General features: G+C 35.2%; 13 protein-coding genes and 1 pseudogene. 5 read left to right on the top strand and 9 right to left on the bottom strand.

Annotation, left to right across the window (positions count from 1 at the left end; genetic code table 11):
- Positions 1-332: 332 nt before the first annotated feature.
- Positions 333-488, top strand: a pseudogene (locus QUF91_RS20645) (peptidase M28); the annotation flags it as partial.
- 227 nt (positions 489-715) lie between these two features.
- On the opposite strand, the gene QUF91_RS20640 reads toward QUF91_RS20645, so the two are convergent.
- Positions 716-1474: a MerR family transcriptional regulator gene (locus QUF91_RS20640; protein WP_289419202.1), complete on the bottom strand. Its 759-nt coding sequence runs from the start codon at positions 1472-1474 to the stop codon at positions 716-718.
- A gap of 277 nt (positions 1475-1751) precedes the next feature.
- Between QUF91_RS20640 and QUF91_RS20635 the strand changes: the two genes are divergently transcribed.
- On the top strand, positions 1752-2366 hold the full coding sequence (locus QUF91_RS20635; protein ID WP_285395634.1) for a cysteine peptidase family C39 domain-containing protein: 615 nt from the start codon (positions 1752-1754) through the stop codon (positions 2364-2366).
- Positions 2367-2506: 140 nt separating this feature from the next.
- On the opposite strand, the gene QUF91_RS20630 is transcribed toward QUF91_RS20635, so the two are convergent.
- Positions 2507-3499, bottom strand: a complete 993-nt coding sequence (locus tag QUF91_RS20630; RefSeq protein WP_285395633.1) for a serine hydrolase domain-containing protein — start codon at positions 3497-3499, stop codon at positions 2507-2509.
- 13 nt (positions 3500-3512) lie between these two features.
- Entirely contained in the window at positions 3513-3971 is a 459-nt protein-coding gene (locus tag QUF91_RS20625) for a MarR family winged helix-turn-helix transcriptional regulator (protein WP_285395632.1), read from the bottom strand.
- A 218-nt stretch (positions 3972-4189) separates the two neighbouring features.
- Between QUF91_RS20625 and argF the strand changes: the two genes are divergently transcribed.
- On the top strand, positions 4190-5155 hold the full coding sequence (gene argF / locus QUF91_RS20620; RefSeq protein WP_285395629.1) for an ornithine carbamoyltransferase: 966 nt from the start codon (positions 4190-4192) through the stop codon (positions 5153-5155).
- A gap of 285 nt (positions 5156-5440) precedes the next feature.
- Here argF and QUF91_RS20615 read toward each other — a convergent pair whose 3' ends face one another.
- A complete protein-coding gene (locus QUF91_RS20615) occupies positions 5441-6820 on the bottom strand; it encodes an FAD-binding oxidoreductase (protein ID WP_289419201.1) in 1380 nt (459 codons plus the stop codon).
- Between the two features lie 78 nt (positions 6821-6898).
- Positions 6899-7108 carry a small acid-soluble spore protein SspI gene (gene sspI / locus QUF91_RS20610; protein ID WP_079563188.1) on the bottom strand — a complete coding sequence of 70 codons (210 nt, stop codon included), beginning with the start codon at positions 7106-7108 and terminating at the stop codon, positions 6899-6901.
- A 236-nt stretch (positions 7109-7344) separates the two neighbouring features.
- On the opposite strand from sspI, the gene QUF91_RS20605 reads away from it, so the two are divergent.
- Positions 7345-7863 (top strand): sigma-70 family RNA polymerase sigma factor, encoded by a 519-nt coding sequence (locus QUF91_RS20605; RefSeq protein ID WP_285395623.1) that lies wholly within the window; start codon positions 7345-7347, stop codon positions 7861-7863.
- A 149-nt stretch (positions 7864-8012) separates the two neighbouring features.
- Positions 8013-10175 (top strand): bifunctional diguanylate cyclase/phosphodiesterase, encoded by a 2163-nt coding sequence (locus tag QUF91_RS20600; protein ID WP_285395621.1) that lies wholly within the window; start codon positions 8013-8015, stop codon positions 10173-10175.
- Between the two features lie 83 nt (positions 10176-10258).
- Here the strand turns inward: QUF91_RS20600 and QUF91_RS20595 are convergent, their stop codons facing one another.
- The 4 genes from QUF91_RS20595 to QUF91_RS20580 form a co-directional block, all read right to left on the bottom strand.
- On the bottom strand, positions 10259-10561 hold the full coding sequence (locus tag QUF91_RS20595) for a hypothetical protein (protein WP_289419200.1): 303 nt from the start codon (positions 10559-10561) through the stop codon (positions 10259-10261).
- A 62-nt stretch (positions 10562-10623) separates the two neighbouring features.
- Positions 10624-10815, bottom strand: coding sequence for an H-type small acid-soluble spore protein (locus tag QUF91_RS20590; protein ID WP_285395615.1), 192 nt, complete (start codon positions 10813-10815; stop codon positions 10624-10626).
- Positions 10816-10827: 12 nt separating this feature from the next.
- On the bottom strand, positions 10828-11001 hold the full coding sequence (locus QUF91_RS20585; protein WP_285395613.1) for a hypothetical protein: 174 nt from the start codon (positions 10999-11001) through the stop codon (positions 10828-10830).
- A gap of 243 nt (positions 11002-11244) precedes the next feature.
- Entirely contained in the window at positions 11245-12660 is a 1416-nt protein-coding gene (locus QUF91_RS20580; protein WP_285395611.1) for a glycoside hydrolase family 18 protein, read from the bottom strand.
- Positions 12661-12800 lie beyond the last annotated feature (140 nt).

The following is a 12800-nucleotide window of genomic DNA, read 5'->3' as shown; positions in this document are numbered from 1 at the left end:
GACTATTGTTCCTCTTGTTGAAAAATGACTCATAAAATTATTTTTTATCCAATATTATCCAAGTCCCTTTTTAAGTTAAAAATAATAAGTATTCTATGAGACCTTTCTGTAACTCGACCAAAATCTACAACTTGTTGTATTTCAACTATGTCATTTGTATAAATTTTTTGTGAGTCTCTAACTTTGGTAATCTGTTTGCCTAAATTGTCAATAGATTCCCAACGTACAATGTTAAGTTCAACTACTCCTTGATAAGAAGCTTTAATACCCCTTGCGTCTTAAATAACTGAAAATTATGTCTATAGAGAATCATAACACAATAAATTTAATATGGTGTGCCAGCACTATCAATCGGTATTGCAACACGCTATATTCATTCACATGCAGGTATTTTACATCGTGATGATTATGATAATGCTGTAAAATTAATGGTGGAAGTTATTAAAAAATTAGATCGTGATGCAGTGAATAAAATTATTTTTGACTAAGCATGAAAAGAACTAAATAGATAAATCATAATTTTGCCTTCTAACAAAAATGTTAGGGGGCTTTTTTGAAAAAAGGACTTGTATACTTAAATTCAATCATACACACAAGTCCTATTCTTATTAAAATATAGCTCCTTTTAGCCATCCGTGAAGCGCAAAAATCAATAAAATATGTTTTATCTTTTCAACTTTACACTCAAACTATTTAACTAAGTCCATTTCTAAGCTCATTCTGTGTATTGCATATAATATTGCATTGCTTGATTAAACCATTTTTGTTCATCTTCCGTGAAGGGGGAAGATGACATATTTTCGAATTGTTGAATATCCACCTCTTCTATATCTATATCAGCAAGTTTTTGTATCAAATTTTCACCAAGGTATGAAAAAGTAGCTTCTAAATATTCTTTTACCATCTCTTGTACTTTCAAGTCTTCCACTGGATAACCGTATAATTTTTTCACTTCTTTAGTTAAATGAATAAATGTTTTATCCAATGCAATTTGATCTTCTTCTGATTTCTTTGATAACTCTTCCACAACAACTTTTAAATTTTGTTGTTCCATCCATTCATTTTGTTTTTGTTCTGTACTCATACTATATATAAGGCTTAATAATACAGTACCATCCACTTCTCCTTCCACCTCGACTAATTTAATTACTCTTTTAATTGCTCGCATTGTTTGCTCAATTTGTTCCTTTTCTTTTTCTACAGCATATAAATGGAGGGACAAGCTTTCATTTAAATCCATATTAAAACTTGATTCATTTAACAAAGTAGTAACTTTATCAAGGCTATACCCTAGAAATTTTAGACTAATAATTTTTTGTAATGTAATAATATCTTGATGATTGTAAATGCGATGCCCTGAAGAAGGATTTTTTTCAGGTTGTAATATACCAATTTCATCATAGTAATGCAAAGTAGGAATTGGTATTCCTGTCCTTTCTGAAAATTCTCCAATAGAAAATTTTTTAGTATTCATCAAAATTCCTCCTATCAATTGGTATAAGCTAATCATAATACATCAAGTAACTAGAGGTTCAAGAGGGGAATTTAAAGTTTGGCGATAGATAAATGGTACAAGTGCAAAAAATGAGATTGTCTGTTACAGACACCGGGACGATATGGGGAGGTCTAATTCCCGCACACCAATATTTGTGAATATGTTACACTAGACATAATAACTGATTATTCAGTTATTCAACTGACTCGGTAGGTTAAAATGTTGCGATATGGACGCAAAGCAATGGGGGAGTTGTATGTTTATTGTTAGAACAGCTATTTTATGGATTATTATATCAACGATCATTAATGCATATTTAATGACATTACCCATACCTGTTTTACGAAAAAGAGATTATCCAGCTAACTATTTAATTAAACGAAATAATAGGATAGATATACAAAACGAAAGGGAATGTGCAGCATTTTCAACAGCATATGTGTTGCGCCATTTTGGAATGGAGGCCGATGGTGATGAGTTATATACTAATTTCCCTAGTAAAATGAGGTCAGGTAATGTATATCCAAAAGGAATCCGTACGGTGCTAAGAAAAAAGGGATTTAAAACAAGCTATTATAAAGGAAATATAAATACACTAAAGTACGAAGTTAGTAAAGGAATTCCCGTAATTGTTTTTATTAAGGTACATAAGGATCGTAATAATTTGCATTTTGTCCCTGTCGTAGGATATGACAAGGACTATGTCTACCTTTCAGAATCATTAAGGGAACTGGTGAATTGTAATGATGATAACAATAGCTATAATCGAAAAGTTCCTATTAATGAATTTAGGAAATTGTGGAATGTAAAAAATATAAATATGCTTCTTTATAGCAATACTTACATAACCGTAGACGCCGCACAGAGCTAAGGATGAAGAATTTAGTGGAAGATACTTTTACTTTAATAGCCCCCAAACTTAAATGTTTGAGGGCTGTTTTTTATGTCGATAAATTAAAATTTTTATCGATAATTTAACAATACTTATCGATAAATTCATATAATCATCTATTAGACCTGTAAAAGCTGCAATATATCTTTACCAATTTGACTAGGGTTTGTTGCCAATATAGGCGATCGATAATTTGAAAGAACAACAACGCCAGTTTGTTGTGTTTTATCAAACCCTAAATAACTAGAGAAAGCTTTCGTCGAACCGTTATGCCAAATGATATTGTGATCGAGTTGCCATCCTAAACCAATACCTTTATGTTCTGAAAAGGTTTCGGTCGCTTGATGTGTTAATGTATAACCTAAATTTTCATCACTTAAATGTACTTTCGCAAATTTTAAAAGATCATTAACAGTTGAACGGACTGCCCCTGCTGCCATAAAGTCATTCATTTGAAGTGGTGGCTTTTTATGGCCGAGGATCGTGTATCCTTGCAATACGGCCTCTGCTTGATCAGAAGGGATAGAGATAAATGTATTTGGCATGTTTAAAGGATCTGTTAATCTTTGTTTGATAGCAGTTTCATAATCAGTGTGAAGTGTATTGGCTAAAATATACCCTAAAAGCCCCATTCCTACATTAGAATAGCGAAATTTAACTTTGGGCTCGTCTGTGTGCGTTTTAAAATAATGTATAGTCTCGTCCAGTGAATATTGACAAAAAGGATCACGAGGTGTTTGTGCATCAAAAAGATTGGAAATGTTTTTTAGTACACCTATTCCCGGTAGCCCAGAAGTATGATTGGCTAAACGTTTTAGTGTGACAGGGTGATTATCGGGAATTGTTGAAAAGTATTTGCCGATAGAATCTTCCACATGGACTTTTCCTTCCTGAATCATTTCCCCCAATATGGATGTAGTAAAAACTTTAGAAATCGATCCAACTTCATATACATAAGGTTTTTCTTCCAACATAAAGTTCGAGCCACCAAAAGTAAAAGTCACTTCCTGACCTTGAGAAATGATACCAATGGATAAAGCAACATTTGGGCGAGTTTTTATATAAGGATAAGCAATTTTAAAAATGTCCTTTTTTAAATTATATAAATCCACAATAATACCTCCATTATGAACGCTTATTTTTTTCCTGCTCCTCTGAAATAATAAAATGTAATGTCGAAAGTATGTCCTTTAATTGTAACAAGTCCTCTCGATTGAGCTTTGTATAATATTTATAAATAATAGCAAGCTCAATTTCCTCCTGCTTTTGAAAATAAAGATGTCCCCGTTCATCTAGCTCTATAATAACTTCTCTACGATCCTTTTTACTCATTGTTCTTTTTATATAGCTTTCTTGCTCCAACCTATTTACTAATTGGCTAACTGCACTCGCAGATGTCCCCATTAACTTTGCCAATTCAAAAGTTTGAAGAGGACCTTTTGTTCGAAGAAGATTTAAAAATACTGCTTGTTTTGAAGTTAATGTTTCATCCAATATAGAGGAAAATTCTTCGGTTAACATTAAATTGGTTTCATAATCAATTTGATTTATCTCCTTAATAAGATGTACCAATTCCTTCTCCATACGTTTTACCACCTAAATAATTAATATATATTAATTATAAATATGTATTAACAATAATGCAATTTTAAAAAAATGCATAAATATTCAAACGTTCGCATTTTAGACACATGAGAAGATAAAATTCTAATTTTTGAAAATAAACATAAAAATTCAGTTGATTTTATATTTATGCATTTGTTATACTAATCCCAACAGCAACGAAACAAGGAGCGAAGGCGATGAAATTACTCGAGGAAGTACAGTTAAAGTTAGTATCAAGCTTAAAAGGTAAGGACCTACTAACCTTGCTAGACTATACAAGTGAAGAAGTTGAACAGTTAGTTGAATTAGCAACACAACTAAAAATAATTACAAAAGAAGGGAAATGTCCGAAGCTACTAGAAGGTAAGACACTCGGTATGATTTTTGAAAAACATTCAACTCGTACTCGTATTTCATTTGAAGTAGGTATGATTCAACTAGGTGGGAAAGGTATGTTTATGCATGCGCGTGATTTGCAGATTGGTCGTGGTGAATCAATATATGATACAGCATATGTGTTATCAGGCTACTTAGATGGTATTATGATTCGAGCGAACTCTCATGCTATGGTGAAGGAGCTTGCAGAGCATGCATCTATACCAGTTATAAATGGATTAACCGATATTTATCACCCTTGCCAAGCTTTAGCGGATTTAGAAACAATCGCTGAAAATAAAGGTCAACTAAAAGGACTTAAAATTGCATATGTTGGAGATGGCAACAACGTGGCGCATTCATTAGTAGTCGCTTCTGCACATGTAGGAATGAACGTGGCAGTGGCAACGCCAGTTGGTTATGAATGTGATGTAGAGGTTATCGCAAAAGCACAGGCTATCGCAGCAGCAAATGGTAGTACAATTACAATCACAAATGATCCTGTAGAAGCGGTTTTAAATGCGGACGTAGTATACGCTGATGTATGGACGTCAATGGGGCAAGAAGAGGAAACTGCAAAACGTCTAGAAGACTTTGCAGGTTACCAAATTAATGATGAACTTGTTGCATACGCAAAGCCGAATTACATGTTCCTACACTGTTTACCTGCGCATCGTGAAGAGGAAGTAGCGACATCTGTTATTGATGGTCCGAATTCTTACATCTTTGAGCAAGCAGAAAACAGACTCCACGCACAGAAAGCGGTTCTAGCATCAATTTTAGCTTAATTTGTGACATATACTTCTCGGGTTGAGAAGTACTAGATATACAGAGTTCACATCGGCAACAGGGGGTGTCAATGTGAATAACATAACAGTGGTGTGCAGACAGAGGGATGTAAGCCACGCGCGGTGTACGTTGTCAAGGTGGATGACCACATCGCTACATAGTAAAGTAACCTGGGAGACGCTAGGTTACTTTTTTTCTTGTTTAGCGGGTAATCTAAAAGGCCGTATAAAAAAGGAACCCGCTGATCTCCAACGGGTTCAAGATGTTTAAAAGTGATAATAAGTTTACATAGTGAAAATTTTTCCTGGATTCATAATATTATGTGGGTCAAGTGCTGCCTTTATACTCTTCATCACTAATAGAGATGTTCCGTGCTCCGTAGACTGATATTTCATTTTCCCAAGACCAACACCATGTTCACCAGTACAAGTGCCGCCACGTAGTAAAGCATATTGAACAATATGCTCATTGAAGCGGTCTGCTTTTGCTTGCTCCTCAGCATTATTTGGATCTAACATTAACAAGGCATGGAAGTTACCGTCTCCAACATGGCCTACAATTCCGCCTGCAAGATCAAGTTGTTCAAGCTGTTCACGAGCATATAAAACGGACTCAGCAAGCATAGATATCGGTACACAAACGTCAGTCGACATAAGCTTTTTCCCCGGATAGGCATGGATATATGCATAGGCCAAGGAATGGCGCGCCTCCCAGAGCTTATTCCGTGCAGCATTGTCTTTTTCAAATTCAACAGAAAGACAACCAAAGTCCTCAAAAATTTCTCTAGCAAATTTTATATCAGCGTGCATACCCGCTTCATTTCCGTGAAATTCTAAAAATAATGTTGGTTTTTCATCATAGGCTGTTTCATTATAAATATTTGCTTGTTTGATAGAGGCTTCATCGACCAGTTCAACACGGCCAATTGAAATGCCCACCTGCAACAATGCGGTTACTGCACTGACAGCATCGCCAACTGTCGCAAAAACTGCACGTCCCGCCGTTACAAATTCGGGTATACCATAGACTTGTAAAGTTAACTCTGTGAAGCAACCTAGCGTACCCTCAGAGCCAATGAAAAGACCATTTAAGTGATAACCAGAAGAAGATTTTGCTGCTAAGCTACCAGTATGAATAACAGAGCCGTCTGCAAGTACAACCTCTAAATCGCGCACTTGATCTCGCATAACACCATAACGAACTGCGGTAGTTCCACTGGCATTTGTCGCTGCCATTCCACCAAGTGTGGCATCAGCACCAGGATCAACAGTGAATTGAAGTCCATATTTTTTTAATTCTTTATTCAATTGAGAACGTGTTACACCCGGTTGTACTTTCACTAGCAGGTCATCTGGTCGAATTTCTAAAATAGCATTCATTTCAGAGAAATCGATAGAAATGCCATTTGCAATAGGAATTGCATTTCCTTCCAAGCTTGAGCCAACACCAAAAGGTACGACGGGTACACGTTCCGCATGAGCAATTTTTAAGATGGAACTAACATCGGCCGTGGAACGAGGAAAGGTAACGATATCTGGTAAGCTCATTGCATGATGTGATTCGTCCCTTCCATGTAGCTGTCGCACCGTTTCGTTTGTTGACACCTGTTCTTCAGATAAAACCTTTTTTAGTTGATTTACTATTAATTCTACAGCAACAGTCATTCCAATCCCTCCTAATTTTCTGATAAATTAAACTTTATCATGCATTTATTGGAAATGGAATGAACTGTCTATAAAAAATTAGTGAGCAAAGGCTTTTTCTAGTTTTTGGGTAAATGCATCCTGCTCAGCAGGACTAGATTGCTGCCACCATTTTTCAAAAAACACACCAAGCCCTGGTAGTAAATGCTCTTCACCACGGCTAATAGCATCCTCGACAATATCCTTAAATTCGGCCGCTGATTGGCCATGTACGTTTGTCGTAATCGCATCTCTTATTTGAAAATTCATCTATTTCGCCTCCTTAGTAGTAATTTGTCCAACCTTTTTTGAAATATGTATAGAATTACATTAAAAACATATGATTTTTAAAATATAATACTGTTATTATGTATAAATATGAAGAAAGGTTTATAAAAACTTCCGGGTCATAACGACAAAAGAGCTGTTCGACATCCTCTTCGTATAATAATTATGATAGAGACACCTAGGAATATTGGACTGTGCATAGTCGACGGGAAAATAGGATGACAACACAGCATACTAAACAAAAGCTATCACCTGAACTACCATTTGATGAAGTATTAGAATTAGTCCAACCAATGATCACGTCGATTTTATTAAAGTGCCGAATTTATAAGGATTTTGAATATTATCGTCATATAGCGTCCATAGCTGTATGGGAGGCTTGGCGCAAAGCGGACCCATCAAAAGGGCTGTTTTCTTCTTACATTTATACAAGCGTCAAAGGAGAAATTTTAAAAGAACTTTCAAAGGAAAGGTTATTTGAAACGAATTATACACTCGTGGATAATGAAACGATAAATTATGTTCGAGAGTATGAAATGAGTGATATAAATCCTACTCGATTAGAATGTATTATGTCCTATTTAAAAAAGGAAGAAAGAAAAATATTGCTACTTTTTTATGTAGAAGGTTATAGTTACTCAGAAATAGCTAAAGAACTAGGTTTATCTGTGGATGCAGTGAAGAAAAGACGCACAAGAATAATGATTAAGCTGCGTGAATTGTTATCTTCAGAATAAGAATAGAGCGATAAAACATCAAAAGTATGCTAATATCAAAATGAAAAACGAATATTGGCATACTTTAATTATTTTGAGGAAGAGTCTTTTTTAGATGGGTGATATTACCTATCGGATTTAAAGATATATATTGGTATGGAGGGTTTTTGTTGGAGAAATGTTTGAATCAATTAGAAATAGAAAAGAAAGAGATTTGGTATATAGTATTGCCATTATTGCTAGTTATACCACTTTTAAGTTTAAGTAATCAGGTATTTGGTATTTTTAGGGAAGAAAGCTACATCTCTTTGCATTTGATTATACAAATACTAATTATTGTTTGTACAATGGCAATCGCTATTCAATCTTGGCTCGTTTTTTCACACTTATTATCAAATCAAATAATATACATAGGTAATTTATTTTTTGTCATCGCCTTGTTGGAAATGTTGAGCTTAGTGATCAAACAAAATCCAATGGCTGAAACACAAGATATGGAAATTTTGTTACATATAATAATGCGATTATGCTTATCAATCGGTTTTCTCTTTATTATTTTAAAACCCAAAAAACGCTTAACGATGAATTATCGTATTTATACATATGGAAGTTCTTTAATATTTGTATTGTTGAGTTTTGTACTAGTGTATTTCTCTTCAAATTATTTCTTGCCTGAAGAACAATTGCTGAATCAAGTGAAGGCTATTGTCCATTTGGTGTCTGCTGTTGTACAAGGTGCAACGATTGTGATTTTAAGTAAGAATATAAAAAGTTTGTCCAAACGAGTTATATGGCTAAATAGTGCTGCAATTTATTTAATTATTAGCGATATTTTCTTTGTTTTCATTAAAGATTGGGAATCTATTTGGGGTTTTTCTGCACTTATTTATCAATTTTTTGCATTCTACTTTTTCTTTAAAGCAATATATTATACATCGGTCGAAAAACCGTATCAGCAATTATTAAAAATAAAGCAAGACCTTGAGCATTCACAGCAGGAGCTTCGCTTTCAAGCTTTTCATGATGATATTACGCGGCTTCCGAATGAACATTTATTATTAAAAACCTTAAAAGAGGATTTACATGCCAATAGTCATCAAAAAGCAATCATTGCAATTGAGATTGATCGTCTTGCAGCCATCCGCTCGTCTATAGGTATTAGCTATTCCAATGAAATGATGAAGCTCGTAGCTGAGAGAATACAAGCTATATTACCTCCTCATTATTATGCAACAAAGCTTCGTGAGGGGCAGTTTGTTATTTATATCAATCATGTAACAACTACTGAAGAACTATTACAATTTTGCTTTAACCTGAAGAATGCAATGAAAAAACCATTACAAGTACAATTATTTTCTCTCAACGGTAATCTTAATATTGGCATTGCCCTGCATGATGAAGATTGCTCAGGTGAAGAGCTTTTAATGCATGCTCAGTTAGCGATGCGAGAAGCGAGTCAAATACCTCAAAGATTTCTTTTTTATAAGTCATATATGTCAAATGGCATAGCTGACCGTATTTTGATTGAGCAAGAGCTTCATAAGGCATTAGCTAATGAAGAATTTTATTTGGATTTTCAGCCTCAGGTAAATTTAAAAACTAGCAAAATTGAATCGGTGGAAGCTCTAGTACGTTGGCGTCACCCAACGCGTGGATTTGTTTCACCGGAGTTGTTTATCCCGATTGCAGAAGAATCGGGACTAATTATTCCATTAGGGAAATGGATTTTGGAGACAGCATGCTCTCAAGTGAAAACATGGGAGAAGCAAGGTTTGCCACCAATAAAGGTTGCTGTTAATTTATCTCTCGGTCAATTATTTCAACAGGATTTAGTGCAAATGGTGCAAGAAATTTTACAAAGTACAAAATTAGAGCCAAAATATTTACAATTAGAAATTACGGAAAGTATGACAATGAATATCGATCAAATGACACAGTTGCTTCATGAATTAAAGGCACTTGGTATCCAAATTGCTGTCGATGACTTTGGAACAGGATATTCGTCGCTTTCGTATTTAAAAGATTTTCCAATTGATTGCTTAAAAATTGACCGGGCGTTCGTTCGGAATATTCAGCATAATCCAAATGATGAAGCGCTCGTTTCTATGATTTTATCAATGGCGAAGCATTTGCGATTGAAAGTTGTTGCTGAGGGAATAGAAGAAGTCGAGCAGCTTGCTTTCCTGATTGAGGGTGATTGCGATTATATCCAGGGATATTTATTTAGTAAGCCAATTTCTGCCGAACAGATTTCCAATAACTACAAAGAGTTACACAATCGAGCAAGTGATATATTAACAGAGATTAAATATGTGGAGGATTTCGTCATTTAAAGTTGGGCTTATCAGAGGGGGAATTGTAAAAATAATAATGGCATTAGAATTCTGCTTACTTCGCTGTAGAGAGTAAGGAGATTTCATAGTGTTGAATAAAATGGGTTAAGAAAATCTTTGTGAAAGATGTGGCGAAGCGACGGATAGAGCATCCGAAGACGTGGATAGAACAGCCAAAGCGACGGAGAGAAGCCGAAGACGTGGATAGAACCGTCAAAGTCGTGGATAGAACAGCCAAAGTCGTGGATAGAGCATCCGAAGACGTGGATAGAACCGTCAAAGTGATGGATAGAAGTTAGAATGACATGCCAGAATATACACACTCGTTTTGCCGAAGTGCCATACTTTATCGAATAGTTTAATTTCATTGACATGATATTTTTCAACAACATTAAAACTGCTTACTTCACTACAGGAAGTAAGCAGTTTTTTTATTTGATGATAAAGTCTAATGTACGAGGTACTCTTCCTTTAATTCTCCTATGTCCACTTCAGATCGTTCCTCTAAAGATCGACGTAAATGAACAGTTGCTGTTTTACCATCATCGTGAAGCTTATCAATCCAAATAGAGACGCCATTATAGCTTACTTCATATTCTTTTGGTGAGGCGACAATTTCTTGTGCACGTTCTAAATCCACTTGAAGCCCCCCTTATTTTTTTGTTTTGCCTTCTTTAGTGACCGAATTAATCAGGTTCATAAACTCTTGAGAAAATTCTTCATTGGCTGCTTCACTAGCTTTGTCTGGTGCTATTTTTTGGTTTTTTGGCGTTTGAGGTAATGACCCTTTGTTTGCGCTTTGCCCTTGCTTATTGTCTCTTCCCATGTTTAGTTTCTCCTTTCCTTTTGATATTTCTTAATATGGCTTCGAATCGATTTTTTATCATGGAAAGGTAAGAATTAAATGAAAAATTTGTGTTAATAGTTAATCCTTAAATACGTATACTAAGCAAAAAAGCGTGGATTTTACTGAAAAGTTGGCTCATCTCCAAAAGTTGTAGATGACATTTGTTAATCATTTATATAAGTTGATTTGATCTTCGTTCCAGCTAGGCGACTCTTTAGGGGTTTATAATGAAACCTTTTTAATGGAAAAATCATTATTTAAAAGTGCCCAGTTTTGTGGGAAAGGAAAACCTAACGCCCAATAGCTAATACCTCGAAGATTATATTCCTTCGTCATGTCAAACTTAGCTTGTGCACTTCTAGCATCTTCAAACCATACCTCATGATTTCTACCTTTTTCATCAACATAACGAAAATAAGGTGATTGAGCGATCCTATCGTATTGTATGGTTGCTCCATATTTTACGGCTCTGTTTATGGCTTCTTGAGAGCTGAATGTTTCTGCTTCTTGCCCTTTAACATGTGGTAAAAGCCAATCGCGAGCGTAAATTTGAAAGCCTAAAAATATTTTGTGAGCAGGCATTACTGATAAAGCATATTCCACAACTTTCCTCATTTCATTAATAGGTGAAATAGCTTGTGGAGGACCAAGTCGATAACCCCACTCATATGTCATTAAAATTACAAAATCTGCAATTCTACCGTGTGCCTCATAATCATGTGCCTCATATAATGTTCCTGCCTGAGTTGCGCTCGTTTTTGGTGCAAGTGCCGTTGATACTAGGTAACCTTTTGGATGAAGAAGGTCAACAGCTAACTGAAGAAAGGCATTGTAATTATCCCGATCTGCTGGAAGAACGTTTTCGAAATCAATATTTAATACTTTATAGCCTTTCTCTTCCATCACTTTCAGCGCATTGTTGATGACCTTTTCCCGTAGTTCAGCGCTAGATAAAATAACATGGGATAAGTTGGAGCCTGCTTGTGTGGAAGAGAAATTAGTAATGGTTAACATAGGTGTAATGTTTTTGGGAATTGCCGCATCGAGCATTTCTTTATCTTCTACAGGCTGTAATGTTCCATCCTCCTTAATCATATAAGCAAAGGGGCTAAAATAAGTAAGGAGATGACCGATAGCGTTAATCGAACGAACAGCTTCTTCAGGCTTTTGGTACGTATAAGCATTTACTTCAATGGAAGGCTTAGCTCTTGGAATGATCAAACTTGTGCCAACATAAATCATGTTCGGGTCTGTAATTCCATTTTCCGAAACAATTGCCTGAACAGTCGTACCATATTGATTGGCAATTTGCGCTAGCGTCTCTCCAGGCTTCACAATATGTGTAATAGGTGGAATAACTAGCTTAGTTCCAGGTGTTAAGACATCTGGATTTGTTAAATGATTTTCTGTAATAATCGATTGAATAGATACACTATATTGTTGGGCAATCGACGATAAAGTGTCGCCCTTTTTTACAGTATGAGTTGTATAAGGAGAGGGGATAACGAGTGATTGTCCGATTACTAATTGATTTGGATGAGATAATGCATTTAATTGGATAATGGAATTGATAGGTACGGAATAGTGGTTTGCAATTTGCCAAAGTGTTTCACCAGCGCTCACTACATGAATAATCATTAGAAGACCTCCTAGTTGGTTTCAATATAGCATCATATGTATGAATAAAGAAAATGAGTATTTATCTTTAATTTTCACTTGATAAAAAATTTCAATTTTCATATTCTTTCCAAGTGATACGCATAGGATAGAACATATGC

The organism is Lysinibacillus sp. G4S2, from assembly GCF_030348505.1.
In the GTDB taxonomy this organism is placed as follows: Bacteria; Bacillota; Bacilli; order Bacillales_A; family Planococcaceae; genus Lysinibacillus.
This window is presented reverse-complemented; position numbering and strand designations above follow the sequence as displayed.

Excerpts from the sequence above, each read along its gene's own strand:
- QUF91_RS20605 (WP_285395623.1), top strand. The coding sequence starts at position 7,345 with ATGACAACACAGCATACTAAACAAAAGCTATCACCTGAACTACCATTT.
- QUF91_RS20585 (WP_285395613.1), bottom strand. The coding sequence starts at position 11,001 with ATGGGAAGAGACAATAAGCAAGGGCAAAGCGCAAACAAAGGGTCATTA.
- QUF91_RS20580 (WP_285395611.1), bottom strand. The coding sequence starts at position 12,660 with ATGATTATTCATGTAGTGAGCGCTGGTGAAACACTTTGGCAAATTGCA.
- QUF91_RS20625 (WP_285395632.1), bottom strand. The coding sequence starts at position 3,971 with ATGGAGAAGGAATTGGTACATCTTATTAAGGAGATAAATCAAATTGAT.
- QUF91_RS20615 (WP_289419201.1), bottom strand. The coding sequence starts at position 6,820 with ATGACTGTTGCTGTAGAATTAATAGTAAATCAACTAAAAAAGGTTTTA.
- QUF91_RS20635 (WP_285395634.1), top strand. The coding sequence starts at position 1,752 with ATGTTTATTGTTAGAACAGCTATTTTATGGATTATTATATCAACGATC.
- argF (WP_285395629.1), top strand. The coding sequence starts at position 4,190 with ATGAAATTACTCGAGGAAGTACAGTTAAAGTTAGTATCAAGCTTAAAA.
- QUF91_RS20640 (WP_289419202.1), bottom strand. The coding sequence starts at position 1,474 with ATGAATACTAAAAAATTTTCTATTGGAGAATTTTCAGAAAGGACAGGA.
- sspI (WP_079563188.1), bottom strand. The coding sequence starts at position 7,108 with ATGAATTTTCAAATAAGAGATGCGATTACGACAAACGTACATGGCCAA.